21 protein-coding genes are annotated in these 25335 nt (G+C 47.1%); 10 read left to right on the top strand and 11 right to left on the bottom strand.

Features of this window, described 5'->3' with window-relative positions:
- Positions 1-16 precede the first annotated feature (16 nt).
- A complete protein-coding gene (locus KUA49_RS03770) occupies positions 17-1744 on the top strand; it encodes an ATP-binding protein (protein ID WP_218412904.1) in 1728 nt (575 codons plus the stop codon).
- A 65-nt stretch (positions 1745-1809) separates the two neighbouring features.
- Here the strand turns inward: KUA49_RS03770 and KUA49_RS03765 are convergent, their stop codons facing one another.
- Both KUA49_RS03765 and KUA49_RS03760 read right to left on the bottom strand, forming a co-directional pair.
- The gene (locus KUA49_RS03765) at positions 1810-3093 is read right to left on the bottom strand and encodes a serine dehydratase subunit alpha family protein (protein ID WP_218412903.1); all 1284 of its coding nucleotides are present in this window, start codon (positions 3091-3093) and stop codon (positions 1810-1812) included.
- 14 nt (positions 3094-3107) lie between these two features.
- Entirely contained in the window at positions 3108-4514 is a 1407-nt protein-coding gene (locus KUA49_RS03760) for an aminopeptidase C (RefSeq protein WP_218412902.1), read from the bottom strand.
- Positions 4515-4637: 123 nt separating this feature from the next.
- Here KUA49_RS03760 and dxs point away from each other — a divergent pair, with 123 nt between their 5' ends.
- The 4 genes from dxs (at position 4638) to KUA49_RS03740 (ending at position 10518) form a co-directional block, all read left to right on the top strand.
- Entirely contained in the window at positions 4638-6593 is a 1956-nt protein-coding gene (gene dxs, locus KUA49_RS03755; protein WP_218412901.1) for a 1-deoxy-D-xylulose-5-phosphate synthase, read from the top strand.
- 70 nt (positions 6594-6663) lie between these two features.
- Positions 6664-8007, top strand: a complete 1344-nt coding sequence (gene trkA / locus KUA49_RS03750) for a Trk system potassium transporter TrkA (RefSeq protein ID WP_218412900.1) — start codon at positions 6664-6666, stop codon at positions 8005-8007.
- A gap of 18 nt (positions 8008-8025) precedes the next feature.
- Complete coding sequence (locus KUA49_RS03745; protein WP_218412899.1) at positions 8026-9483, top strand: TrkH family potassium uptake protein; 1458 nt, start codon at positions 8026-8028, stop codon at positions 9481-9483.
- A 72-nt stretch (positions 9484-9555) separates the two neighbouring features.
- A complete protein-coding gene (locus tag KUA49_RS03740; protein WP_218412898.1) occupies positions 9556-10518 on the top strand; it encodes a type I phosphomannose isomerase catalytic subunit in 963 nt (320 codons plus the stop codon).
- 108 nt (positions 10519-10626) lie between these two features.
- Here the strand turns inward: KUA49_RS03740 and KUA49_RS03735 are convergent, their stop codons facing one another.
- Positions 10627-11625 (bottom strand): DUF4435 domain-containing protein, encoded by a 999-nt coding sequence (locus KUA49_RS03735; RefSeq protein ID WP_218412897.1) that lies wholly within the window; start codon positions 11623-11625, stop codon positions 10627-10629.
- A gap of 11 nt (positions 11626-11636) precedes the next feature.
- Complete coding sequence (locus tag KUA49_RS03730; RefSeq protein WP_203049737.1) at positions 11637-12455, bottom strand: AAA family ATPase; 819 nt, start codon at positions 12453-12455, stop codon at positions 11637-11639.
- Between the two features lie 184 nt (positions 12456-12639).
- Between KUA49_RS03730 and KUA49_RS03725 the strand changes: the two genes are divergently transcribed.
- A complete protein-coding gene (locus KUA49_RS03725; protein ID WP_203049735.1) occupies positions 12640-13584 on the top strand; it encodes a DMT family transporter in 945 nt (314 codons plus the stop codon).
- A 196-nt stretch (positions 13585-13780) separates the two neighbouring features.
- Here KUA49_RS03725 and KUA49_RS03720 read toward each other — a convergent pair whose 3' ends face one another.
- Positions 13781-15361, bottom strand: coding sequence for an L-lactate permease (locus KUA49_RS03720; RefSeq protein WP_218412896.1), 1581 nt, complete (start codon positions 15359-15361; stop codon positions 13781-13783).
- A 178-nt stretch (positions 15362-15539) separates the two neighbouring features.
- On the opposite strand from KUA49_RS03720, the gene KUA49_RS03715 reads away from it, so the two are divergent.
- From KUA49_RS03715 to KUA49_RS03700, 4 genes are all read left to right on the top strand, one after another.
- Positions 15540-16040: an RNA polymerase sigma factor gene (locus KUA49_RS03715; RefSeq protein ID WP_117728516.1), complete on the top strand. Its 501-nt coding sequence runs from the start codon at positions 15540-15542 to the stop codon at positions 16038-16040.
- Positions 16041-16056: 16 nt separating this feature from the next.
- Positions 16057-16593, top strand: coding sequence for a hypothetical protein (locus KUA49_RS03710; protein ID WP_218412895.1), 537 nt, complete (start codon positions 16057-16059; stop codon positions 16591-16593).
- A gap of 66 nt (positions 16594-16659) precedes the next feature.
- Positions 16660-17106 carry a DUF6108 family protein gene (locus KUA49_RS03705; RefSeq protein ID WP_218412894.1) on the top strand — a complete coding sequence of 149 codons (447 nt, stop codon included), beginning with the start codon at positions 16660-16662 and terminating at the stop codon, positions 17104-17106.
- Positions 17107-17169: 63 nt separating this feature from the next.
- Positions 17170-18072 carry a hypothetical protein gene (locus tag KUA49_RS03700; protein ID WP_218412893.1) on the top strand — a complete coding sequence of 301 codons (903 nt, stop codon included), beginning with the start codon at positions 17170-17172 and terminating at the stop codon, positions 18070-18072.
- 521 nt (positions 18073-18593) lie between these two features.
- Here the strand turns inward: KUA49_RS03700 and KUA49_RS03695 are convergent.
- From KUA49_RS03695 to KUA49_RS03670, 6 genes are all read right to left on the bottom strand, one after another.
- Complete coding sequence (locus KUA49_RS03695) at positions 18594-18977, bottom strand: hypothetical protein (RefSeq protein ID WP_089544302.1); 384 nt, start codon at positions 18975-18977, stop codon at positions 18594-18596.
- A 67-nt stretch (positions 18978-19044) separates the two neighbouring features.
- Entirely contained in the window at positions 19045-20268 is a 1224-nt protein-coding gene (locus KUA49_RS03690; protein WP_153093847.1) for a transposase, read from the bottom strand.
- A 122-nt stretch (positions 20269-20390) separates the two neighbouring features.
- The gene (locus tag KUA49_RS03685) at positions 20391-20981 is read right to left on the bottom strand and encodes a C39 family peptidase (protein ID WP_218413634.1); all 591 of its coding nucleotides are present in this window, start codon (positions 20979-20981) and stop codon (positions 20391-20393) included.
- Between the two features lie 256 nt (positions 20982-21237).
- Positions 21238-22602, bottom strand: a complete 1365-nt coding sequence (gene mobV, locus KUA49_RS03680) for a MobV family relaxase (RefSeq protein WP_117694495.1) — start codon at positions 22600-22602, stop codon at positions 21238-21240.
- A gap of 190 nt (positions 22603-22792) precedes the next feature.
- The gene (locus tag KUA49_RS03675; protein WP_089544305.1) at positions 22793-23743 is read right to left on the bottom strand and encodes a toprim domain-containing protein; all 951 of its coding nucleotides are present in this window, start codon (positions 23741-23743) and stop codon (positions 22793-22795) included.
- A gap of 276 nt (positions 23744-24019) precedes the next feature.
- The gene (locus tag KUA49_RS03670) at positions 24020-25231 is read right to left on the bottom strand and encodes a primase-helicase family protein (RefSeq protein ID WP_218421282.1); all 1212 of its coding nucleotides are present in this window, start codon (positions 25229-25231) and stop codon (positions 24020-24022) included.
- Between the last annotated feature and the right edge of the window lie 104 nt (positions 25232-25335).

The following is a 25335-nucleotide window of genomic DNA, read 5'->3' as shown; positions in this document are numbered from 1 at the left end:
AGAAAGGAAATAAGATATGGAAAAAGTTAAGGAAGTACCATACGGAGTGGCAGATTTCGTCACTGTGATGGAGCAGAATTTGTATTATGTCGATAAGACGATGTTTATACCCGAGTTGGAGAAGCAGCCCCGTAACCTCTTCTTCATCCGTCCTCGTCGCTTTGGCAAGAGCATATTTTTGAGTATGCTCCACTCTTACTATGACTGTAACCAAAGTGCTAAGTTTCAATCACTTTTTGGAAAGCTCTGGATAGGACAGCATCCTACGGAGTTGCAGGGCAAGTATCAGGTGCTTTTTCTCGACTTCTCGCAGGTAAGTGGTAATATCGATTCCTTGGAGCGTAACTTCGACTTCTATTGTTCCGTAAAACTGGATGGTTTCATGCGCCGCTATGGCGAGTCTTATTCTGAGGAAACGAGAGAGAAGGTGCGCAAGGCGGAGTATGCCATGGATAAGTTGGCTTTTATTCATGATGAGGCTGAACAGAAGGGATTTTCTCTTTATCTGATAGTAGATGAATATGATAACTTTACCAATGTGGTGCTCAATGAGCATGGCGAGAAAGTGTATCATGCCATCACCCATGCCGATGGATTCTATCGTGATGTCTTCAAGAAATTCAAGGGCAACTTCGAACGCATTTTTATGATGGGTGTCAGTCCTGTTACGCTCGATGATGTAACCAGTGGTTTCAACATAGGATGGAATATCTCTATCAAACCGGAATTTGACGAGATGCTGGGATTCTCTACTGCCGATGTCATCGAGATGTTTACCTATTATAAAAATCATGGCTGCATCCCGGCTGATAGTGATATCAACGCTATCGTCAACGATATGAAGCCTTGGTATGATAACTATTGCTTTGCAAAAGAAGCATTGAATAAGAGTATCAGAATGTTTAATTGCGATATGGTGCTTTACTATCTTCGCAATTATATGGATTACGGACGTTCTCCTCAGCAGATGATCGACCCGAATACCAAAACCGATTATGGCAAGATGAAGAAACTGCTGCAATTTGACAAACTGGATGGTGAGCGAAAAGGTATTATTCGCAAGATTGCTGAGGAAGGACAGATTTCGGCACAACTCTATGAGTCGTTCTCTGCTTACCAGATACCGAAGGCTGAAATCTTCCCGAGTCTGCTTTTCTATTATGGCATGCTGACCATCAAGGGCACACGTGGCTCAAAACTGGTATTAGGGATTCCTAACAATAATGTCCGCAAGCAATATTACGGTTATCTGGAGGAAGAATATCAGGCAAAAGCGTATGTGAATACCAACCAGCTGACGGATTATTATTACGATATGGCGTATGATGGCAAGTGGGAAGAAGGCCTGCGCTTTATGGCTGATGCCTATGCCAAGGTATCCTCTATACGTGATGGAATCGAGGCGGAACGAAACCTGCAGGGGTTCTTCATGGCGTATCTGAATCTGAACGATTATTATTATACTGCACCGGAGTTGGAACTGAATCACGGCTATTGCGACTTCTTCCTTCTGCCGGATTTGACCCATTATGCCACCAAGCATTGCTATATTCTGGAACTCAAGGTGCTGCCCAAGAAGAATTTCGAGGCGAAGGCTGAGGAACAGTGGCAGCAGGCAGTGGAGCAAATCAGGCAATATGCGGCAGCTCCTAGGGTGGAAGCGCTGCGTCAGGGTACCACCTTGCATAAAATTATCATGCAGTTTGAAGGATGGAACCTGAAACGAATGGAAGAGATTAATTGAAAACAAGAAAGGCTCGCAAGAAACAAAAACTTCTTGCGAGCCTTTTGAATATACTATATTCCAATTTATTTATGCGTCATAATGTCGAGCACCATATCATCGGTGGTTCTCATTGCATCGGCACCGATGGAGGTGAGGTTGCGGATGCACTTATCCACATCATCATCCACGATACCCTCGGCTGAGGTTACGCACTTGCCTTCCATCGAAAGAAGGGAGGAAAGAAGGGCGGTGCTCACACCCGAAGATATCTTCAGGGCACAGCTTGGCTTGGCACCATCGCAAATCATACCGGTGAGGTTTGCCACCATGTTCTTCACCGAATTGCAGATGCGGGTATAATCGCCACCCATCAGATAGGTGATACCGCAACTGCTGCCCGTACTGGCTACCACACAACCGCAAAGTGCTGAAAGCTTGCCCAGGCTCTGCTTGATGTAGATAGCCGTTAAGTGACTGAGCATCAAGGCACGAATCATCTCTTCCTCGGTATTTTCATTCTCCATGGCATAAACCACCACAGGGTTGGTGGCACAGATGCCCTGGTTGCCACTTCCACTGTTGCTCATCACCGGAATCATGGCGCCACCCATACGGGCATCGCAGGCAGAAGCGGTGCGGGAGATGATGTGCGAGAAGATGTTATCGCCAAAGATGCCATGACTCAAAGGACGGTCCATCGTCTTGCCCAGGCAATGACCATAGTTGCCCTTGATCGACTCCTCGGCAGCCTTCATATTATATTCCTTGGTCTTGAGGATGAAAGAGATTTCATCAAGCGGAGCGGTGGTAGCAAACTCATAGACCATCGGGAAATTGAGCTGGATATCATCATCAGCCTCATCACCCTTCGCTCCATCACGCTTATCGAAGACCACATCGCCATTGCGCTCCACATACACGAAGTTGGTATGAGAACCGGAGATGATGGCTGTGGCCTGTGCATCATCTGCATAGCAACTCACCTCGATATAGAGTTTATCCACATCTCCCTGCTTCAGCTTGATGTTGATGTCGGCATTCTTGATGAATTGCTTACCCTTCTCCAGGCTGTCGGGAGTCAAATCCTTGAGCACCTCGAGTTCATACTCAGGCTTTCCGATGAGGGCACCGAGCGATACAGCGATAGGCAAGCCTATCATACCCGTGCCAGGAATACCTACACCCATGGCATTCTTGAGCATGTTAGGACTCAGGAGCACCTGGATTCGCTCAGGACGCTTGCCCAGAGTGGTGGCTGCCTGGGCTGTACAGAGAGCCACCGCCATCGGTTCGGTACAACCAATGGCAGGCACTACTTCCTTGTTGACGAGCGCGATGATGCGCTCACGCTTATTTTTCTCTAACATAATATATTATAGGTTTAGTCTTCCAACTGGAACAATGGATCGTCTGGAGTCAACATGGTTGGCTTCTGGTCGAATTCCTTCAAGAGCTTCTCTGAAGCATACTTCTTGTTCACTACCAGGCGGAACATGTACTCGTTGAACCAATCGTTGGTCATGATGAAACAGCCGCTGAAGCCATTGTCAGCACCCCAACTGTTTTCCACCTTCCACTTCACAGGCTTGCCATTAGCATCGAGATCCACGGCACTCAGGGTCATGGCATGAGTAGAACCGCTCTCGAAAGTAGCAATACGGTCGGCCTTGTTCATTGGGAAAGATGTGTTGAAGAGGCTGGCATAGTCGAAATTGTCGAGTGCCAGATAGCCACGCTTTCTGTCGAGCTGCTTGCCCACATCGTAGCTTGAATACATCTTATGACCATCTTTCAGAGAGGCAATGGCGAGCTGGGCAATCTCCTCCATAGGAAGATTGAGATACTTCCAGTTGTGGCCATCGTAAGTGTGGCGGTCGTACTCCACCTCGTAGGTCTTGTGGTATGGACGACGTGGGTCGTTCATCACCATCAGGAAGGTGCCGTTCAGGTCCTTGCCCACGGTCTCCTCATAGAAACTCTTAGGAGTATATTTCTTAGCCTCGCCAATCTGCTTGCCATCCTTGTCGCGGAAAGCATAAGTGAACTCCTTCACTGGCTCACCCAGGGTAAGGCTGAGCATGTGATAAACCTGAGCAAGCATTTCACCCTTACGAGCCTGAATAGCAGCTGGTTTCTTGCCCTGTGAAACCATTTTGCGAAGTTCCAATCCATATTCACGCAGCTTGCTGCTGATGAGGCGGCTCATCTTGGCTGTATTGTTGCTAGAGAATGTCTCTGGCTGGGCGCTCATTGGTACGAGACCATACTTGCTTGCCAGGTCGGCAACACCGCAGAAGGTACCACCATCGTTGAGCGGGTTCTTGAAGAAGAACTGCACCTGAGGGGCTTCGATGCTCTTCTTGCCCAGGTCGATGACGCCCTGCAGCATGAGGTTAGCCTTCTCCAGCTGGTCGTAGAAGAAGAGATAATCCTGTGAATACTCCACCACTCTGCCCTGCTTGTCGTTGAGGGCGAAGTTAGAACGGAGCACATTGAAACCGCTGAACATCCAGCAGCGGCCGGAACTCTTCTGGTTGTGGATGCTCTGCGCTGGTGTCTCGATGCTGAAATGAGTATCAACAGGAGCCTCGTTGGCATGGTTCTTTACCAGGTCATCGATGTTGTTAGCAGCGATGGCATTGAAGAGTGCCTTGTTGGCAGCACCGCCATTCTGGCTCTTTGCCATCTGCTGAATCATAGATTCACTGATGCCGCCAACCTTGGTCTGCGCCATCATAGATAAGGAAGCCATCATCAAGGCTCCCGCAAATAATAGGTTCTTTTTCATTGTCATATCTCAATTTTTGGGGCAAAATTACGAAGAAAAAACGGAAAAAGCGAAAATATCACAATAAAAATGTTATTTATTAAAAAAAAGCATTACCTTTGCATGTACAAATAACAAGGAAATATGGACAAAAGCAAGTTTAGTCTATTAAGTAACATCAAATACCCTGAGGATTTGCGCAAACTGAGCATCGACCAGTTGCCACAAGTATGCAAAGAATTAAGAGAAGACATCATCGACGAGGTTTCCGTCAACCCTGGTCATTTTGCCTCCTCTCTTGGCGTGGTTGAAATCACAGTGGCACTCCACTACGTATATAACACCCCGAACGACCGAATCGTTTGGGATGTGGGCCATCAGGCATACGGACATAAGATACTGACAGGAAGACGTGAGGTGTTCTGTACCAACAGAAAGCTTCACGGCATCCGTCCGTTCCCTACTCCACTGGAGAGTGAATACGACACCTTTGCCTGCGGACATGCCAGCAACTCAATTTCTGCGGCACTCGGCATGGCTGTGGCGGCACGCAAACTAGGACAGTCTGATCGCAGCGTGGTGGCTGTAATCGGCGATGGCGCCATGAGTGGCGGCCTGGCCTTCGAGGGCTTGAACAATGTATCAAGCACTCCTAACGACATGCTCATCATCCTCAACGACAACGATATGAGTATCGACCGTGCCGTGGGAGGCATGGAGAAGTATCTTCTGAACCTCGACACCAATGAAACTTACAACAAGCTTCGTTTCAAGGCTTCGCAGTGGCTCCACTCCAAGGGCTATCTCAACGACAACCGCAAGAAGGGCATCATCCGCCTGAACAATGCGCTGAAATCGGCATTGAGCCATCAGCAGAACATCTTCGAGGGAATGAACATCCGATACTTCGGTCCGTTCGACGGTCATGACGTCAAGGAAGTGGTACGAGTGCTGCAACAGCTCAAGAAGATGAAGGGTCCGAAGCTGCTCCACCTGCATACCACCAAGGGCAAGGGTTACGAACCAGCCGAGAAGAGTGCTACCATCTGGCATGCACCGGGCAAATTCGACCCGGAAACTGGTGAGCGCCTCATCGCAGACACCAGCAACAAACCGCCTAAATACCAGGATGTTTTCGGCAACACGCTTCTGGAACTCGCCCAGCAGAACCCGAAGATAGTAGGTGTGACACCAGCCATGCCTACAGGATGCTCCATGAACATCATGATGAAGGCGATGCCCGACCGTACCTTCGACGTAGGTATCGCCGAGGGACATGCCGTCACCTTCTCGGGAGGTATGGCGAAAGACGGTCTCATTCCGTTCTGCAACATCTACAGTTCGTTTGCACAGCGTGCCTACGATAACATCATCCATGATATGGCACTGCTCAATCTGCCGGTGGTACTCTGTCTGGACCGTGCCGGACTGGTGGGAGAAGATGGTCCTACCCATCATGGAGCTTTCGACATGGCAGCCCTGCGCCCTATCCCTCACCTCACCATCGCTTCGCCGATGAACGAGCATGAGCTGCGCAACCTGATGTATTCGGCACAGTTGCCTAACCAGGGCAGCTACGTAATCCGCTATCCTCGCGGCAACGGCGTGCTGGTGGACTGGAAGAACCCGATGGAGGAAATCAAGACGGGTACCGGAAGAAAACTGAAGGATGGCGACGACATCGCCGTGATTACCATCGGTCCTATCGGAAACGATGCTGCCAATGTCATCGCCGAACTGGAGGCGGAAGGCAAGGAGCAGTGCGAAGCCAGCGATGAAGGCAAGGAACAATGCGAAGGCAAGCCTCTGAGCATCGCCCACTACGACCTGCGATTCCTGAAGCCGCTCGACAATAGCCTCCTCGAAGAGGTGGGCAAGAAGTTCAAGCACATCGTCACCATAGAGGATGGAGTAAGAAACGGAGGCATGGGATCTGCCGTTCTGGAATGGATGAGCGACCATGGTTACCAGCCAACCATCACAAGAATGGGACTGCCAGACGACTTTGTGGAGCATGGCACCGTGAACCAGCTCAGAGAAATCGTGCATCTTGACAACAACAGCATCAAAGAAACCCTGAAGGCTGTAAGCAGAAGCTAGAAGACTGTAAGCAAAACGTTAAGATTTGCATGATCGATATACATTATTATATATATATTTTAAATAGGAAATGAAAATAATCATAGCTGGCGCTCACGCCATCGGAACCCACCTGGCACGACTTCTGTCGCGCAGCAGGGAAGAGATTACGCTCATCGATGAAAGCGAGGAGCGATTGGCCAGCATAGGATCAGACTGCGACCTGCTCACCATGCTGGGCAAGCCTACCAGTCTGAGTACTCTGCGAGATGCCGGAGTTGCCGACGCCGACCTGTTCATCGCCGTCACTCCCATCGAAAGCATGAACATCACGGCAAGCATCCTTGCCAAGAACCTGGGAGCCAAGCGCACCGTGGCACGTGTGGATAACCCCGAGTACATGGAACCGCAGGCACAGGAGTTCTTCAGGGAACTGGGCATCAGCAAACTGATTTACCCGGAAATGCTGGCTGCCGTAGATATCAACAACGGATTAAAGATGAGTTGGGTGCGCCAGCGCTGGGATGTGCACGACGGAGCACTCGTAATGCTCGGCATCAAACTACGTGAGGGCTGCGAGATTCTCAACGAACCGCTCAAGAATATCAGCGGTCCTAACGATCCCTACCATGTGGTAGCCATCAAGCGAGGCAGCGATACCATCATCCCTGGCGGTAACGACGAGCTGAAGCTCTACGACCTCGCCTACTTCATGACCACCCGCAACTACATTCCCTACATCCGCAAGATTGTGGGCAAGGAACACTATGTAGACGTGAAGAACGTGATGATTATGGGTGGCGGCCGCACAGCCGTGAGAGCCGTGAAGAAGATGCCGGAATACATGGAGTGCAAGATTATAGAGATGAGCGAGGAGCGCTGCGAATATCTCAACGATATCCTCGACGATACCCACACCCTCATCATCCATGGCGACGGACGCGACATTCCGTTGCTTACGGAAGAGGGAATCAGAAGCACCCAGGCTTTCGTGGCACTGACCGGAAATGCCGAGACCAACATCCTGGCCTGTCTCACAGCCAAGCGAATGGGTGTGCGCAAAACCGTGGCGGCAGTAGAGAACGTGGATTATGTAAGCATGGCAGAGAGCTTGGATATCGGTACCATCATCAACAAGAAGATGATTGCCGCCAGCTACATCTACCAGATGATGCTCGATGCCGACGTGATGAACGTGCGCTTCCTGATGAGCGCCAACGCCGATGTGGCTGAGTTCATCGCCAAGGAGGGTTCAAAGGTAACCCAAAAACCGGTGAAAGACCTGGGTATGCCTATCGGCGTAACCATCGGTGGACTGGTAAGAAACGGTGAAGGAATGCTCGTTTCGGGTAATACCCAGATAGAACCGGGCGACTCGGTGATGGTGTTCTGCCACAACATCAACATGAAGAAGATAGAGAAGTATTTTATATGATAAAGAGAAGCATTTTATATGATAAATAGCAAACTGATATATAAGATATTGGGGCAACTGCTTTTCATAGAGGCTTTCCTGCTCTTTATCTCTCTGCTGGTAGCCTATTACTACCAGCAGGAAGATGTCTTCGCCTTCGTGATATCAACACTCGCTACCATCGGAGGCGGACTCATTCTGAAATGGAGGGGCCATGGAGCCGACAACTCGATGTCGCGACGCGATGCCTATCTCGTGGTGTCGCTATCCTGGATTATCTTCAGTCTCTTCGGAACCCTGCCCTTCATGATAAGCGGCTACATCAGCAACTTTACGGATGCCTACTTCGAGACGATGTCGGGATTCACCACCACGGGAGCCACCATCCTGGATGATGTGGAATGCTTCCCTCACGGATTGCTCTTCTGGCGATCGCTCACCCAGTGGATAGGCGGTTTGGGTATCGTGTTCTTCACCATCGCCCTGCTGCCATCGCTCGTAGGCGGACAGACCAAGGTGTTTGCCGCCGAGGCTACGGGTCCTATCAAGACCAAGCTGCATCCCCGACTCTCCACTTCGGCAAAATGGATATGGAGTATCTATCTGGTGCTCACCATCGCCTGCATTGTATCCTATTATGTGGCAGGAATGAATCTCTTCGACAGTTTCAACTATGCGATGACCACTACAGCTACGGGTGGTTTCTCTACCCACAACAGCAGTACATCGTTCTTCCATTCTCCGGCGCTGGAATACATCTGCACCTTCTTCTGCTTCCTCTCGGGAGTGAACTTCACCCTGCTTTATGCGGCAGTTATCAAGTTTAAGATCAAGGACCTGTTCAAGAACTCGGAGTTCAAGTTTTATATGCTCCTCGTCACCGCCTTTACGGCTTTCATTATGGTAGAGCTGATGGTGATGCGCAACTACGATGTGGAGCATGCCTTCCGCAGTGCCGTCTTCCAGGTGGTATCATTTATCACCACCACGGGATTGTTTAACGACGATGCAGCCCTCTGGCCTCATGTTACCTGGGTGGTATTGGCAGCCTGCATGTTCTTCGGAGCCTGCTCGGGCAGTACGAGTGGAGGTTTGAAGTGTATCCGTGGCGTGATGCTGGTGAGAATGGTGAAGAATGAGTTCCGACAGATTCTGCACCCTAACGCCGTGCTGCCGCTGAAGATTGATGGTGTCAACGTGCCGATGCAGAAGCGGGTAACGCTGCTCGCCTTCCTCACCACGTATCTCATCATCTGCCTGGTCATCTCCTTCACGATGATAGCCATGGGCATCGACAACACCAATGCCATCACCATCACCCTGAGCTGTGTGGGCAATGTGGGACCTACCTTGGGTACAGAGATAGGACCTACGATGTCGTGGAGCGAACTGCCTGATGTGGCAAAATGGTTCTGCTCGCTGATGATGCTCATCGGACGTCTGGAGATATTCAGCGTACTGGTGATCTTCACCCCTGCCTTCTGGAGGGAGAACTAGAGTTTAAGTGAAGAGTGAAGAATGAAGAGTTCTATAACTAGAAACATTTTATCAACTAATTCAATAAAAATTATGAAACCATTAAAATTTGAACCACTATTGAAGTCCACTATTTGGGGTGGCAACAAGATTATCGCTTTCAAGCATCTTGACATGAAGCAAGAGAAAGTAGGTGAGAGCTGGGAAATTTCTGGAGTTCCTGGCAACGAGAGCATCGTAGCTGATGGCGAAATGAAGGGCAAGAAACTCAATGAGGTTGTTGCCGAGTTGAAGGACAGTTTACTTGGAACCGAAAACTACAAGCGTTTTGGCAATGAGTTCCCGCTGCTCATCAAGTTTATCGACGCCAACACCGACCTTTCTATCCAGGTGCATCCTAACGATGAGATTGCCAAGAAGCAGGGTAAGGAGCGCGGCAAGACCGAGATGTGGTATGCGCTGCCAAGCGAGCCGGATGCCAAGCTCTACAACGGCTTGAAGATGCAGATTACTCCTGAGCAGTATAAGGAGATGGTGGAGAATGATACCATCACCGATGCCCTGGCTCAGTATAACGTGAAGGAGGACGACTGCTTCTTTATCCCAGCGGGCAGAATCCACGCCATCGGAACAGGCTGTTTCGTTGCCGAGATTCAGCAGACCAGCGATGTTACCTATCGCATCTACGACTTCAAGCGCAAGGACAAGGATGGCAACTATCGCCAGCTCCACACCAAGGAAGCATCTGAGTGCATCGACTACACCGTACTGGCAGACTATCGCCAGAACTACACTCCTGCCAAGAACCAGGGTGTCAGCATGGTGCAGTGCCCTTACTTCACCACAGCCGTTTATGATCTCGATGAGCCAATGACCCTGGATTATTCAGAGTTGGACAGCTTCGTGATTCTGATTGGCTTGAAGGGTGAGGCTAAGATTACCGACAACGAGGGTAACGAGATTACCCTGCAGGGCGGCGAGAGCATCGTAGTGCCAGCCAGCACCCAGACGCTGAAGGTAGAAGGAACCTTGAAGTTCCTGGAGACATACGTATAAATTTAAAGGTAAAAAAGTAAAAGGGTAAAAAGGTAAAAAGAGCCTGGCGAGATGTCATCTGCCTGCTTTCTTTTTACCTTTTTACCCTTTTACCTTTAAATATCCTTTTTACCTTTCTAAAAATCTTTCCACGTCCCTCTGAATCTTCTGGAATTCCGGAGAGAACTGGTAAAAGGTGTTCTTCTTCATCATCATTTTCACCTTGCCCAGACTGTTCTCATAGCATGCCATCTCGGTGCGTGCCTGCTCGGAATGAACCGCCCTGTCACGGATTTCATTCTCCCTTACATTGCGCAGGGTATCGCAGACACTCTGAACCAGCGGACTCACCACCAGGTCGAAAAGATGATGACCCTGTATATACAGATAGGCATTATGTTCGTTCACCCCCAAGGCATTCAGATACTGAATCATATCCGGAAGCTCATCCTTGAACTTCTTGAAGCGGCGCTCCAGCTGGAAAAGCTTCGCTCTTACCTTCTTGGCGAGATAATTGATGGCCTGCTGAGGTTCCTGGATTCTTACCGATGGCAATACGATGACCTTGTCGAACTCAGCCATGTCAAAATGCATCGACATCTTGCGATGACGGATATAGAAGAGAAGATGCCACACGAAAAGAGGCCATATTGTACGGGAATACGCCTCCAGAAATCTTTCGAAATCGAAGATATGGGTATCGTTCAGCGTCACCATCACGCAGGTTTCATGCAAACCCTTGGCGTAACACTGGAAATTCTCGATGGCATAAGCGTAGGTATGGAAGATATAGGGACTCTCCAGCATCTGCTGGGAAGCCTCGGTGGTACCCTGGCGCAGATAATCATAGTCGGCATCCACACAGGCTATCATATCCTTGCCCACCCCCTTGAGCATATTTCCGATAGCCGCCTTCTTGCCACGGTCGAGATGATTATCGCGGGTAGGCAACATAATCTCAAAATAACGCGTGTCATCCTCATACTTTCCCAGCACCGACCGCCAGAAGAAGACATCATCGTAGCTCTCGACGTAAGCCACAATCTTGCGCCGAGCCTTCTTCGAAGTCATCTTGTTGGCGGCCTCGAAGTAAAGCGAGTTGATGTTATCGGTTAAACGTTTAGCCATAAGCCGTTATTTTACTTGATAGTAATATCATCCACCTCCGTTACATGGTCCATCCAGCCATCCATGACCACGGCAGGACTATGGGTGGTCATGACAATCTGGATGTTCGGATTCAGTTTCAGCACCAGACCGATGAGCTGCTTCTGCCACTCCAGGTGAAGACTGATTTCCGGTTCATCCATAAAGAGGATATAAGACTGGTTGTCCTCCACCAGCACGGTGAGCAGGATGGCAAGAATCTGCTTTTCGCCAGCCGAAAGCTGATAAGGCAGAAGCTGCTCGCCCATCTGGTTGAATCGGATTTCATTGGCTGTTCGGATGATGGTCTTTCCGGTATCCTTGAAAAGATCATCTATCATATTCTGGAACATCCTCTTCGGTTCGCTCAGCTGCTGAGCCTTGAAGGCTGCATCCGGTTCGCCACTCTGCAATACGGCGATGATGCGGTTGCCGATGTTCACCTGGTAATCCAGATACTTGCGCTGCAGCTGGAAGAGCTGCCAGTCGAGTTCGGTAACCAGGGTAAGGTCTATCTTGTTGATCATCTCGGCATTCATCAGCGGTCTATCCACCGATCGGATTACATCGTAGCGAATCCACTTTGCCTCCTCCGGCTCCACCTTCAGGTGTACGCCCTTGATCATGTGACTAGGGAATTCGCCGCCAGCTGCCAGGCCCTTTACCACCTTATTTAATATAGTACTCTTGCCCACGCCGTTTACACCACTCAGGATATTGACACGGCGATCGAGGTTCCAAAGAATATGTTTGGTACCGCTCCAGAGAGATTCTATCTCTATCTGTTTGATATAATCAGCATATTTCTGCATAAGAATAATCTCCTATCTTTAATAGTCAAGAACGGAAAAAGACTATTGTCTTAACTTCTTTAACTTCTTAACTCCTTTAACTTCTAAAAAATATACCGCAAATATAGCAAAATTCCTCGAATTTTTGTACCTTTGCACTCGATTTTATTCAAAATAAAGAAGATTTAAATAGAAATAAGGAAAAATGGATAACAAACGACCTCTTATCGCCCACCTGTGCCTCTTCTGTTCAGGCGCATTCTGGGGACTGATGGCTCCCGTAGGCAAGGATGCCATGCTTCACGGCATCGACGGCATCGACCTGGTGAGCTTCCGTGTTTTGGGTGGTGCTCTCCTCTTTTGGCTCACCTCATTATTCACCAAGAAAGAGCATGTTCCAGTAAAAGACATCTTCAAGTTTGCTGCTGCGGGCCTCTTCGCCCTCGTGTTCAACCAGTGTTCTTACACCATCGGTCTGAACATGACCTCGCCTAGCAACTCCAGCATCATGACCACCTCAATGCCTATCTTCGCCATGGTTCTCTCCTTCCTGATATTGAAGGAGCCTATCACATGGAAGAAAGCACTCGGTGTACTGATGGGATGCGCAGGTGCCGTCATCATCATCATGACGAGTGCTACGGCTGGCAATGCCAAGGTGGGAAACATCTGGGGCGACCTGCTCTGTATGTCGGCGCAGCTTTCCTTCGCCCTCTACCTGTCGCTCTTCAAGAACCTGCTGTCCAGGTATTCGCTCTTCACCATCAACAAGTGGATGTTCCTCTGGGCAACGGTCCTGATATGGCCTTTCACCATCAGCCACGTGATGAGCATCGACTTTGCTCATGTTCCGATGAGCACCTGGTGGGAAACAGGCTACGTGGTTCTCTTCGGCACTTATCTGGGCTACATCTGCATGATGATTGGTCAGAAGACCCTGCGCCCTACCGTGGTGAGTGTATATAACTATGTGCAGCCGCTGGTATCAGTCACCGTAAGTGTCATCGTGGGTCTCGCCGTGTTCAAGGGCATGCAGGCCATCGCCGCCATCCTCGTATTCTCCGGCGTATGGCTCGTGGTAAAGAGCAAGTCGAAGCATGATATCGACCAGCACGACCACAGTCTGGCTTACGAGAAAAGACATGCGTAAATGATTGAATGTCGATTTCTTTATATTTCCCGCTAGGCGTACCGGCGGATTTGCGTACTTGGAAGAAAATATATTTAGCCTTAAGGAAAAATATAATTAGCCTTAAGGGAAAATATAATTAGCCTTAAGGCAAAAAATATAAGAGGATGTGCCATGGACTTATGACACATCCTCTTTTGTTATATAAGGAAGAAGATTAGCAGCCAAAATAAACCATCAATCCGCCCAAAACGATATACAGCAGGGCGTATGGGATGGCCGAGCGGAGAATCTCTCCATCCTTCCCCTCCATATCGCAAGCTGCAGTAGCGATGGCGATGCTCTGCGGACTGATCATCTTGCCACCCGTGGCTCCTGTGGTATTGGCGGCAACCAGCCAGTTCTCCTGACCGCCCTCCATACCAAAGAAAGTGCTCTGTCCCGTCATGCCCAACTGGTTGGCAACATGAGCCTGGAGCTTGGCAAAGAGGATATTCGAAGAGGTATCAGAACCCGTTACGAAGGTTCCGATGGCACCAATCATCGGTGCTACCAGAGGATAGAAGTCGCCCGTCACAGCCACCAGACCTGAGGCGATGGCAGTAATCATTCCCGAATAGTTCATCACACTTGCCAGGGCTATCAGCGAACAGATGGTCACCACCGTCTTTCGCAGATTCACCGTGGTACGGGCAAGAATCACCATCAGTCTCTTGAGGCTCAATCCCTGAACCAATCCACCAATCGTAGCACCCAGGAAGAGCATCAAGCCCGCATTGGAAATCCAGCCAAACTTAAAGGTGCTGTCGAGCACTGGCAGATGAACCGCACTCACCAAATGACTCTTGAGGAAAGCATTGACCGGAGGACAGAGTGCGCCGGAAACCAGGATGAATATCAATATAAAGAGGTAAACGCTCCATGCCTTCAGGCTCTCGGCAAGCGTAAAGGTTTCCTTATCCTGCACCTTGCTCTTTCTGGCAAACACCTTGGCGTATGCGATGATGGCAATAATGGCTGCCAGCGAACCGATGATGGCTGGTGTCTCCGAACCGAGATAATAGCCGCAGACAAACTGCACTACCACGGAAATCGCTCCCACCCAAAGGGCGATGGTGAGATTCTTGATAAGATTGTGCTTATCGGTAAGCGTCAGGATGATAAAAGGCAGGATGATAAAGAGAGGTGCCAGCTGGATGATGGCGAAGGCCGAAGTCTCGCAAATCTGTGCCGCCGAAGCCGATCCGCTTTCCGCCACCTCATTGCAGAGCGTAGTAACCGGCACGCCCACGGCACCAAATCCCGTAGCCACGGTATTACCGATCAAGGATACCAGAGCCGAGAACATCGGTTTGAAGCCGAGTCCGATGAGGATGGCAGCAGGTATCGCCACCGCCGTTCCGAAGCCCGCCATACCTTCGAGCAGTCCGCCGAATCCCCATACAAGGAGCAGCACGAGCAGTCCCTTATCATCGGTAATCGATGTAAACTGCCTCTTGATTACCTCAATCTGCTTGCTTTCCACGAGGATATTATAGCTGTAGATAGCCATCAGGATGATGATGAGAATCGGGAATACCGCCTTCAGGATGCCTTCCACCACCGCCCATCCCGTCAGGGCGATCACGCTATCCTCCGCATGTTCCGGGGCAATCATGCCCAGCGGCGAAGCAGCGAAGAGAGCGAGCAACACGGTAATTACGAGCGTCAGCAAGGCGCTTTTATGACCTGCCATCTTGAAACCGAGCATCAAGATGAACAGCAATACGATGGGAATAATAGAAACTATTGATGCCATAAGCCATTCAGTTTTTTAATGTTTTCGATTGCTAATTTTTATTTCTTCGATTACTAAATTTTATGTTTATAGCTGCAAAAATAATAATTTTCTTTGAAAAAAGAAAGCATTTTTTGAAAAAAATCTTTTTTTAGATGTCCGATTTTTCAATTTCATACGTCTATAGAGTGTTAAGGTTATGAGAACAGAAGAATTCAACCATATCATCCTACCGATGCGCAGCGACTTGAAAGCGTATGCGCTAAGGTTGACTGAGAGTGACGACAATGCCGAAGACCTCGTGCAGGAAGTCATGCTCAGGCTGTGGGACATGCGCCAGAATATCCAGGCAGAAGATAACCTCAAGGCGCTAGCCATTACCATCATGCGCAACAAGTTTTATGACCAGTGCCGACATGAGGAGCGGAACTTCACCACCGACAAGGTGATGGAAGTGCCCATAGAAGACCGGCGGGCAGAGCAACGGGACGAGGTAAACCTCATCAAGCAGATAGTGGCACAGCTCCCGCCCTTGCAGCAGCAGATATTCCGCATGAAGGAGATAGAAGGCTATACTGCCGATGAAATCATGCAGATAACGGGATGTACTGCCGATAATCTCCGAAAGAACCTCTCCCGAGCCCGACTCAAAATCAGAGAGACCTATATGAATATCGTGAAACAGAACAGAACAAAATAAAGAAGGAGGAAAGAAGATGAACGATAAAATAAAAAGAATCGATGAATTCAAGAATACAAATGAATTCAAGACGATACAGAACTTGCTCGACAAGTATATGAATGGTGCCACTTCCAATGAGGAAGAGGCAACGCTCAGAAAATATTTCGAAGAGCATGCCAATGATATTCCTGAAGAATGGGAATCCTATCGCGCCCTCTTCAGCTATATCGGATTCGAACAGATGAATCTTTCTCAAATTCTAAAAGAAGAAGAGAAGGAGGAGGATTTCGAAAAGAAAGATATCGAGAAGGAAGAAATCCCAAAGAAGGAAGCTTCTCGCAGCAGATGGCTCAAATATTTTGGCACGTCTGTGGCAGCAGCCGCTATCATCGCATTCCTGATTGTGGGCATCCAGAAGACAGCCCAGCCTCAGCCTGAATGTTATGCGGTTATCGACGGTAAGGTTTATACCGACCAGGAGTTCGTTCATAATGAAGCCCTGGATGCCCTGGATGATGTTTCGGCAGATTCCGAAGATCCATTCAGTGCCCTGGATATGATGAAACAATAAATTCATCTTTTAGATGAAACAATCAATCAAACTATAAAGTATAATATATATAATAAGGTATAGAATATGAAACGATGCAACTTGATAAAACGCTTCTTCATCGGACTGCTTCTTATCGTGGTAGCCTCGATTTCTGCCAATGCCCAGGAGGGACTATACGTAAAAAGTATATTCCAACGATTCGGGCACGCCAAGGGATGCAAGATGGTTACGATGCAGAATGCGCAACTCAAAGGTTACAAGCTCAAGATATACAAGAGCCTGGTATATAAGAACCATGCCACGGAAATAGCCCACTATCTGAAGGCCGACCGCAAGGCTGCAAAGAAAATCAGAGAGGTGGTGGAGAATGGCAAAATGGTGAGCGGCTATTACATGATGGCACCCTTGAGCAATGGCGACAACCGCTTTATCCTCTTCAGCAACCCGAGTAAAAGCAAGGGAACCGTGATTTATATCGAAGGCGACCTGTCGCCCGAAGATATCATGCAACTCTGCTATTCCAGAAGATAGAAACAACATTTTCCTTCTGGAATCTTCTCAATAAGAATAAGAAACAACATAAAATATAGTATTATGAATATCAAAAACGTAATGATGATGGCTGCCATGATGCCAGCCTTCGCCCTTGCTGAAACCAACAGCAACAGTGCACCAGCCTCGGTAGAGGCTAACGACACCACAATCAGAGTGAACGACCAGAACATCGTCATCAAGCAGGATGGCGAACAGACTTCTGTGAAGATATATAAGATGAACGGCAACGAGATGAACGAGATGACCAAGATTTCAGAGACCCAATTCGTAGATGGTCAGGAAGTAGAAAAGGTATTTGTCACCTCACCTTTCATCCCTCAGACTTTGAGCAAGCGCAAGCGCAGTCTGGAGAGTCATTATCCAACCTTCTTCTTCGGCTGCAGCCAGTTGCCAGGCAGCAGGGGAAGCATGGGAGGCAACAACGAGATGCACAGTCGCGACTCCAAGTCGTGGGAATGGGGCATTACCCTCACCAGTCTCTGCTTCCGCCTTTCCAACGAAATGGCGCTCACCTCCTCTCTCTCCATCGGACAGGTACACCACCATTTCAAGGACAATTATGTATTAAGTACCGAAAACGGGGTATCTGCAATGACTCCGATAGAAGGCGAGATGCTGAAGAAAAGCTATATCAGCTACAATGTGCTCCGCCTGCCTATCATGCTGGAGTGGCAGAAGCGCATAGGATGCCATGATGCATTCCTGGCGTTAGGTCCATCGGTAGAATACCGCTGGCACGAGCATTCCCGCTACTTCATCGGCAAGCACAAGCATACCGAAACGGGCGATATCAACCTCAACCCTATCGGCTTGAACCTGGAAGCCCGTGCCGGCTACTCAGGAGTGATGCTCTACGCCCGTGCCGGAATAACCCCGCTGCTCAACAAGACCAAGGCTCCCGAGTGCTACCCGATGACCATCGGCTTAGGATTCAGATTGTAACATAGCTGCAATGTAGCAGAAATATAGCTGTAATGTAGCAAAACATAACTGAATCTGTCCCCATCTGAAACACCCATTCAGATGAGGACAGTTTTTTATTCTGCCAAATTCGGGAATTAAAAATGGCCAAATTCGGGAAAAATTTTCGGCCAAATTCGGGAATTTTGCCCATTTTTCTGCTAAAATTACGCTAAAATCAGCCGAATAGCTAAAAATGAACTATTTATGAGTTTTTCACCTCAACAGAGGTAATGATTTAGCAACAGTTCTAAATTCTGCAATCTGCATACGTTTGCTGCCTAACAACTCTTTTCGGCTGCAAAAATACAAAAAAATAATGAATCTAAGAATTTTATTAAACAAAAAATATCAAACAGAGAAATATGTTGCAAAAAGCACTGTCTTACTAGTGGTCTGTAAAGTCTAAAAGTTGAGTAAAACGTCGTTCGTCACATACTGATGATTGATGAAATATCACACGTGCCTTACTAAACTTTTAGACTTTACAATCTACTAGTTGTTTATTTTGCGAAATACGTATTTACAACATTTGTTGTTGTATTTTGCAATTTTAGCAACTTGTCGGTAAATTCTAAAACTTTAAACTTAACAGAGAAAGTTTTTGTACCCTTTCCTTCTGATGGAAAAATAACATAAAATGTTTCTACGTTTTCCTGCTGTATTAAGTATGGCTTCTCTATAGTATGAGTCTGTCCATTAAAGGAGAAACTAGTTGTGTATGTCGTATCTTTGAATATAAGACTCGAAGTATAAGACTTTCCTTTTGGCAATTGCAACTCCCATTTTTTACCTTTTAAGCTGTCGATTTTAAATGATTGTGCATGAACTAATTGCCCATTTAGGAACAATAGAGAAATAAAAAAATATTTAAAAATCAACTTCATATTTATTTAATTACTTTATACCTGTTAATACTATATTACAATAGTTCGTTAATAATTCAATAATGTGCTAAGCAGCTATACGCTGTAAGCACGAGAGATCTTTGAAAATCTTGCTAATTAAAGTTCGGTTCGGGGTGTACCCGCTTGCTTTAAAAATTCGTTTCACCAGATAAATATTGGTCATCAGTGACTTGAATGAAGACATAGAATATTCCATTCCCATCTCCTTCATAGTTACCTTGGCAACATTTAGTGATGTGAACGAAGCATTGAAAGCAAAATCGAGTTTCCACTTATCGCGAGCCTGGCAGTCCATAAGACCAGTATAGCCTTTGGCGTCACGAAAGCAAAATTCGATCTGGAACCTGGTTCTATAATAAAGAAGTACTTCTTCACCCGAAAGTGAGGTGTCTGTAGAGAAGAATAGTTTCTTCTTGCCATTCGGCATCTGCCAGATGACAAGTCTAACTTTACACCTGAGTGCCTTGGAATAGGCTATCAAAGTATAAGCTGTTCCTTCTATATCTTTCATCTCCATCTTCTCCATTCGAGTGAGGTCAAGATTCTTCATATCAATCTTGCCATCCTTGGTCTTGGGGCGACCACGTTTTCCAGTACGTGGACCAGCATAGACATAAAAGAGACAAGCATTGTCACGAAAGCGGCTTATCAAAGAGAACCCTTCTTTCTTTATCCCATTAACAAATGTACTTGTAGAGAAGTAAGCATCTGCAACTATGAGGGTTGAGAGTTTAAGAAGTTCCTTGCGGTAACGCTTAATGACGCTGATATAGAAATCTACCATAGTCTTGTTTCTAAGACTCAGTTCTTTATTACTTAGCGACTGGTGTGCTTTTAACATCATGCAGTCTTTGGCATCAATATCAATGAGGCCAATACCCATGATTTCGAGACCATGTTTAACAGACTGTGCACATCCCGACCAAAAACGACCGATATGTGGAGTCTTCTTGCCAGCTTTGCTGATGTAGCTGGGATCAATGGCAATAGCCCATCTTCCCTGTTTACCAAAGAAGCGCTTGGCAAGTGAGACATTAAGTTTGAGCCAGTCAATGCTTTTCGACTTTTTTAAGCCGAATGCGTTGCGATAGGTTTGCTCAACATGCGAGCCATACCTCCCCATTTGGGTGAAATTTATCTTTCTTGGTATTACCATGAACAAAATTATCACCTCGATGAGTATTTTCTCGAAACTTTTTGTTAACTTTGCAGCCGAATCTTCAACTGCATCTTTAAAGATATCCATATATTGGTCAAGTCCTGTATTCATATAATTTTGCGTTTGTCGTGATTTGCAAAGTTACTGAAAATCAGCGACTTGACCAACTTTCTATAGTTAAGTTTTCATAAGCATTTCTTAATATAAGTTATTGATTTACAGACGATTAAATATTAATTTAACGCAGTATTGATATTATAATCTTGTAAAAAATACCCAGCATTAACTGAGTACATACAAGCAAGCTCAGGGTCCATATAAATAGCAGCACCCGTATTGGAGTTATATCCTACACATAACACATTATGGGCAGAGCTTTCTATTTGGCTATTTACATCAGTCATGACGGGATGCTTGGCATCTATTGCAGACTTATAATTTGTAAATGTTTGAGTTTTAAAGAAATGTGTTACAAAAGGCTCGATATAATCCAAAGAAACACCATCAATCAAAGGATTTGAATTATATGTCTGTGTATAATATAGAATATACGCTCCCTCATTTACTGTTCCACCAAAAACTTTATTGTTTGCATACTCCATAATTGATGTTACGCAGGCATTAGGTATTTGCTTTGCCATTGTTGTTGGCAAACTGCTTTTGACAAAGACATCACCTTTTTGTTTTGAATATTTTGTCGGGTTATAAATTATTTGAGTGGAAATCTGTTCTTTCGACACATTGTCTGGCTCGATTAAATCAGTCCCTTCACATGCGACCAAAAAAGTCACAGGAATAAAAAATAACAAATGTTTTATCTTCATATACATTTTCCTTTCCAAATGGTTTCGTCATTCAATTCTTGCACTTGTAGCAACCATCTTTAAATCTACAAGATTCTATATTTTTTGTAAATTTACAAAAAAAATATTTTAAGTGTTGAAAAATTAAAATTATTTATCCTTTTTAACAATATATCTTTGTTTGCCTAGAAATATCTTTTTAAATTTTGACGCTACAAAGATAGCGTGATTTTTCTGACATATCCAAATCCTGAGCAACTTTTTGTTGCTCAGGTCTTTAGATTTTTTCTTCTTTATTTATCTTCGGATTTAAGGTTCTTCTATCTTTTGAGATATTCCATTGCTCCTTGAACCATTCAACAATAGGCTGTCTATTGATACACAGAAACAATTGGTTCGGTTTGGTAGAATCAGAGAACACCTTGATTTCTGCATTCTCCACATTGAACTTTCTTCTGTGCTTCTCGGAATAGAGTGAACCGCTAAAGTTGAGTGCCTTTCCAGCAAGGAGCACACTAATTTGTTCAGCCGTGAAGCCTATCCTCTTGCACAAACTTTCTATTTGCAAGTATGCCTCCAACATCGGGAACCAACGCTTGGCTTTGCGGATGATGTTGTTGAGCATCGTTACCTCCGTGGAGTGCTTGCTTTTCAAATCTACGACCTCTGCTTGGTGTTTCTGTTGCATCTCGCCGAGTTGTTGGGTGTGGCTGTCCTCCATTCGCTGCATTTTCCCATGGAGTTCGTCAATGTATTGCTCTCTGTCTGTCACAAGCTCGCACAACTTTTGGTTGTGCTGCTCCACCTCCTTCAATTTTCCACTACCTAAAAGAGAACAAATCTTCGACACAAAGGCAGTCTTGGCTTCCGTCTTAGCAGCCTGTAGTTTCTCCGTGTTGATTTCGCTCTTGGTCTGTTTGAGCAGTCGCTCTGCTTCCTCCACATCGGATTGCAGCAGTTTCATGCAGTTTTGAAGTCTCTCCGTCTCTCGCTTGATGTTACGGTAATACTGTGCCGTGGAGGTATGCCTCGCATCCGACCCACGGACACCTCGCTTCAAGCCATACTTGCCCATGGCTTCAGCATAGCTGTCGTGATAGCCAACCATCTTGTCACGGTTGAGCACATCATCGGCACACAACCTCACGACATTGGCTTTCTTGCGGTATGTCCGCTTGCCCTCTTCCGTTGTCTTGTTCTTCGCCTTTCTCCGTTCGCCAGTCACTATCGGAACGATGGAGGCGTGGAGATGTGGCGTGTGCTCGTCCATGTGGAGAACCACCGACACGACATTCTCCTTGCCGAACGTGTCCTGCAACCACTTCAAGCTGTCGTTGCACCAATCGTCAAGCTGATCATTGGCTGCGATGTTCATCATGTCCTCGTGCGTTCCAGACAGCACGGTTCTAATCACCCTCACCTGGTCATTGGTTATCTTGCGCTTGATGCCTGCCGTCTTGATGCGGTGGGCGATGGCTTCGTCACGACCATACACACCGCTCGGCATCTTGACAAGCTCACGGTTGAGGTGAGTTCTCGTAGGGTCTGCGTTGTCGGGTATCACCTTGCGCTCTATGTGGTCTGACTCCCTTGCGTCAGAGCTGCCCTTTGCCTTCTTGAAATCCAAACTGAAATGTCCCATAATAAACTTGTTTTTGAGTTGTACAAATCCGCTTGCCGCATTGCGCCCTGCGCATGGCTCACGGGGTTTCAAAAGGGGATGCCCCTTTGCTCAAATGGGTGTTTTTAGCGGTGGCGTGCCACTGCGTCAAGAAAACGCCCTATTGAGCTATGGCTTTTCCGTTCAGAATAGCCATTGGAGCAGGAACCGCCTACATACCTAAGGCTGCGCCTTTCTTCCGAGGTGGAGCAGTCCGCTTAACAGGCTGTACTTGGTGTACCGACTGTTTGGATTTCACTCCGCACAGATAGTCGTTCAAGTCGTTGTACTCGCTGTACAAGTGGGATGCATCCCTCACACGGTAGCTGAGGGCGTTCTCGATGGCAAGCGTTGCCTTCCGCCCTGCCTCGTCGTTGTCGAGCAGACAACTGATGCGCTCGTAGCCGTGGAGTGCGTCAACAGCCTTGTCCACATTGCTTGTGGAGTTGAGTATCACGTAGTCCTGCGCTTCCAATGACGGACAAGACGGAAACTTCTCCATGCGTAACGAGAGAAAGGAAAGATAGTCCATCATGCCCTCGAAAACATAGCAAGAGTATCTTGGCTCGCCTTGCTGTCGGATATGTGTGATGTCCTTGGGGGACATGCAACCCTTGAAGAATCGGTTACGAACCTCGTAACCGCCCGACTTGTTCTTGAAGCCGATGGCGAAGTAGTTCTTGCCATTATGCGAGAAGTGGAGTTCCACACATTCCTTTCGGGCTATGCACAGGTCAATATTCCGCTCGCTCAGATAGCGCAGGAGTGCAGGGTGGTTGAGCTCCCTAACCTCCAATCTCTCAAAACTCGGCTCGGAAGCTTGCTGAGGGAAAGAAAAGTCGGTCGGGCGTACATGGGGCGCTTGCTTCTCCATCTTGTCCAAGAGATATGGCAAGTTGTCTGATGCGTAAAGGTATGACGCAAGGGTGATGATGTTGCCGCCCTTGCCCATTCCGAAATCGAACCAACTGTTCATCGTGGTGTTCACCTTGAAAGATGGCTCGCTCTCGTTTCTCAGCGGTGACTTGTACCAAAGGTTTGCACCCTGCTGTTTGACAGGGTGGTGTCCCAAACTTAGCAGATAATCTGCAATCTTGATTTGCTTTGCTTCTTGAATATTCATGTCTTACTGTGGATTAAGTGGTGTATGTATTTCTGATGAATTGTTGAAAATAGTATGTATTGGTATGATAACCAAAGGCTTATCTTCTCAACAAACTCTCAACAAATGGTTCTTTTCAACAAAATCACTGGGCAAAAGAGAAAGACAGGCATTAGCGGTCATGTTTTCTCTTTTCAACAGTCTCTTTCTTTTGTTGAGAGATTTGTTGAGAAAATGTTGAGCCTTAAATACTTGATATCCAACACTTCTTTCGTCATATTCAACAATTCAACAAAATTATATGCTATTTAGCTTGTCCCTCGTTACAGTGTAGAACCTGCCCACACGTTTTGTTGGCGAGTAGTGACCGCTGCTATTGTAGTTGTACTCGTATGAGGTGTAGGTGAGGGCGTTCTCTGAAGGTTGCAGCTTCCAACAGTCCTGCACTATCTTTCGCACAAGGTGCTTCTCCGCTTTCACGTGGTTGCATTGCAACAAGGCGATTGCGTCATTGAGGCAGAATTGCAAACTGTCGGTTTGAGTGTTCTCCATGACCTCAAGGAACAGCTCCGACATTTCCACCTCAAGTCTGTTACGGTTGCAGCGTATGATTCTCCTCAGAGCATCGGTCGCTATCTGTTCGGGGGCGAACCACATTCGGCTCTTGTGCTCTGTGGAGAGCGTTCTGCCTTGCAGATGGAATAGAAAAGCGGGTATCTCCGCCTTCAGTTTCTCCAAGAAGTCGGTATCGTCAGATTGCAACGATGAAATCTTCCTCACCCAATATCGGGTCTCGCCCTCGTCAATGATGACAGGCAGGGATTCGTTGTTGGAGCACAGCACAAACTTGGCAAAGAAAGAAATCTCGTTTCTGTCCTTGCCCTTGGCTTCCACCTTGTAGGAGAGTGTGGTGCTGAGATTCTTTAAACGCTCAGAATCCTCCCTGCGACTGAGTAGCACCTCATCCACGACTATGAGCAGCTTGCCAGCCCAATCTGCATTGAACTGACTGCGGAAGTCCTCGTTGGTATTGAACGTAACGTTGTCTTGGAACAACGCTTTCAGAAAGTTCAAGAACGTGGTCTTGCCTGTGTTCCTCTCCTCAGACACAAGCAAAAGAATTGGAAGTTTCTGCACAGGTCTGAGATAGAGCAGTTGCAGATAGTCCATGCCAAGCTCGTATTGCTCACCGAAGATGTGAAAAAGCAATTTCTTGATGTTCGGAAAATCCCCTTTCATTGGCTTGTGGCTTATCGGCTCGTAGAGATTGAGAAAACCGTCTATTACAGTTCGGTGGTTCACATGTTCGGGAACGGTACAGAATCCGTCATACTTGTGGACATACTTGATGAACTCCTTGCCGTAGTCCTGACGCAAGGTTTCCATGTTCCAAGGGATGCGCTTTCTTACCTTCCCTCCATTGATAGTAGGTTGGTCAACCACCTTGTATAAGGTTGTGCCAACACGGATGAACACCTCGTTTGGTGGAGGTGGTGCCTGTGGCTGCATGGTAGCAACTTCAACTGGCAGTTTGTTGTCATTTGTCATGTTCATAAATTCTCCTTTGTAACTTATAAAAATTAAAGTTGCAAAAGTAATGGCGGAAAATCAAA

Origin of the sequence: Segatella copri, assembly GCF_019249655.2 — a bacterium.
In the GTDB taxonomy this organism is placed as follows: domain Bacteria; phylum Bacteroidota; class Bacteroidia; order Bacteroidales; family Bacteroidaceae; genus Prevotella.
The sequence above is the reverse complement of the archived record's forward strand: the minus strand, read 5'-3'. Positions and strand labels throughout refer to the sequence as shown.

What these genes read in the sequence shown, in the direction of transcription:
- KUA49_RS03745 (WP_218412899.1), top strand. Translation starts at nt 8,026, where the DNA reads ATGATAAATAGCAAACTGATATATAAGATATTGGGGCAACTGCTTTTC.
- KUA49_RS03715 (WP_117728516.1), top strand. Translation starts at nt 15,540, where the DNA reads ATGAGAACAGAAGAATTCAACCATATCATCCTACCGATGCGCAGCGAC.
- KUA49_RS03760 (WP_218412902.1), bottom strand. Translation starts at nt 4,514, where the DNA reads ATGAAAAAGAACCTATTATTTGCGGGAGCCTTGATGATGGCTTCCTTA.
- KUA49_RS03765 (WP_218412903.1), bottom strand. Translation starts at nt 3,093, where the DNA reads ATGTTAGAGAAAAATAAGCGTGAGCGCATCATCGCGCTCGTCAACAAG.
- KUA49_RS03685 (WP_218413634.1), bottom strand. Translation starts at nt 20,981, where the DNA reads ATGAAGATAAAACATTTGTTATTTTTTATTCCTGTGACTTTTTTGGTC.
- KUA49_RS03675 (WP_089544305.1), bottom strand. Translation starts at nt 23,743, where the DNA reads ATGAATATTCAAGAAGCAAAGCAAATCAAGATTGCAGATTATCTGCTA.
- KUA49_RS03725 (WP_203049735.1), top strand. Translation starts at nt 12,640, where the DNA reads ATGGATAACAAACGACCTCTTATCGCCCACCTGTGCCTCTTCTGTTCA.
- KUA49_RS03720 (WP_218412896.1), bottom strand. Translation starts at nt 15,361, where the DNA reads ATGGCATCAATAGTTTCTATTATTCCCATCGTATTGCTGTTCATCTTG.
- KUA49_RS03770 (WP_218412904.1), top strand. Translation starts at nt 17, where the DNA reads ATGGAAAAAGTTAAGGAAGTACCATACGGAGTGGCAGATTTCGTCACT.
- KUA49_RS03710 (WP_218412895.1), top strand. Translation starts at nt 16,057, where the DNA reads ATGAACGATAAAATAAAAAGAATCGATGAATTCAAGAATACAAATGAA.
- KUA49_RS03730 (WP_203049737.1), bottom strand. Translation starts at nt 12,455, where the DNA reads ATGCAGAAATATGCTGATTATATCAAACAGATAGAGATAGAATCTCTC.
- KUA49_RS03705 (WP_218412894.1), top strand. Translation starts at nt 16,660, where the DNA reads ATGAAACGATGCAACTTGATAAAACGCTTCTTCATCGGACTGCTTCTT.
- KUA49_RS03690 (WP_153093847.1), bottom strand. Translation starts at nt 20,268, where the DNA reads ATGAATACAGGACTTGACCAATATATGGATATCTTTAAAGATGCAGTT.
- KUA49_RS03740 (WP_218412898.1), top strand. Translation starts at nt 9,556, where the DNA reads ATGAAACCATTAAAATTTGAACCACTATTGAAGTCCACTATTTGGGGT.
- KUA49_RS03695 (WP_089544302.1), bottom strand. Translation starts at nt 18,977, where the DNA reads ATGAAGTTGATTTTTAAATATTTTTTTATTTCTCTATTGTTCCTAAAT.
- trkA (WP_218412900.1), top strand. Translation starts at nt 6,664, where the DNA reads ATGAAAATAATCATAGCTGGCGCTCACGCCATCGGAACCCACCTGGCA.
- dxs (WP_218412901.1), top strand. Translation starts at nt 4,638, where the DNA reads ATGGACAAAAGCAAGTTTAGTCTATTAAGTAACATCAAATACCCTGAG.
- KUA49_RS03670 (WP_218421282.1), bottom strand. Translation starts at nt 25,231, where the DNA reads ATGCAGCCACAGGCACCACCTCCACCAAACGAGGTGTTCATCCGTGTT.
- KUA49_RS03735 (WP_218412897.1), bottom strand. Translation starts at nt 11,625, where the DNA reads ATGGCTAAACGTTTAACCGATAACATCAACTCGCTTTACTTCGAGGCC.
- mobV (WP_117694495.1), bottom strand. Translation starts at nt 22,602, where the DNA reads ATGGGACATTTCAGTTTGGATTTCAAGAAGGCAAAGGGCAGCTCTGAC.
- KUA49_RS03700 (WP_218412893.1), top strand. Translation starts at nt 17,170, where the DNA reads ATGAATATCAAAAACGTAATGATGATGGCTGCCATGATGCCAGCCTTC.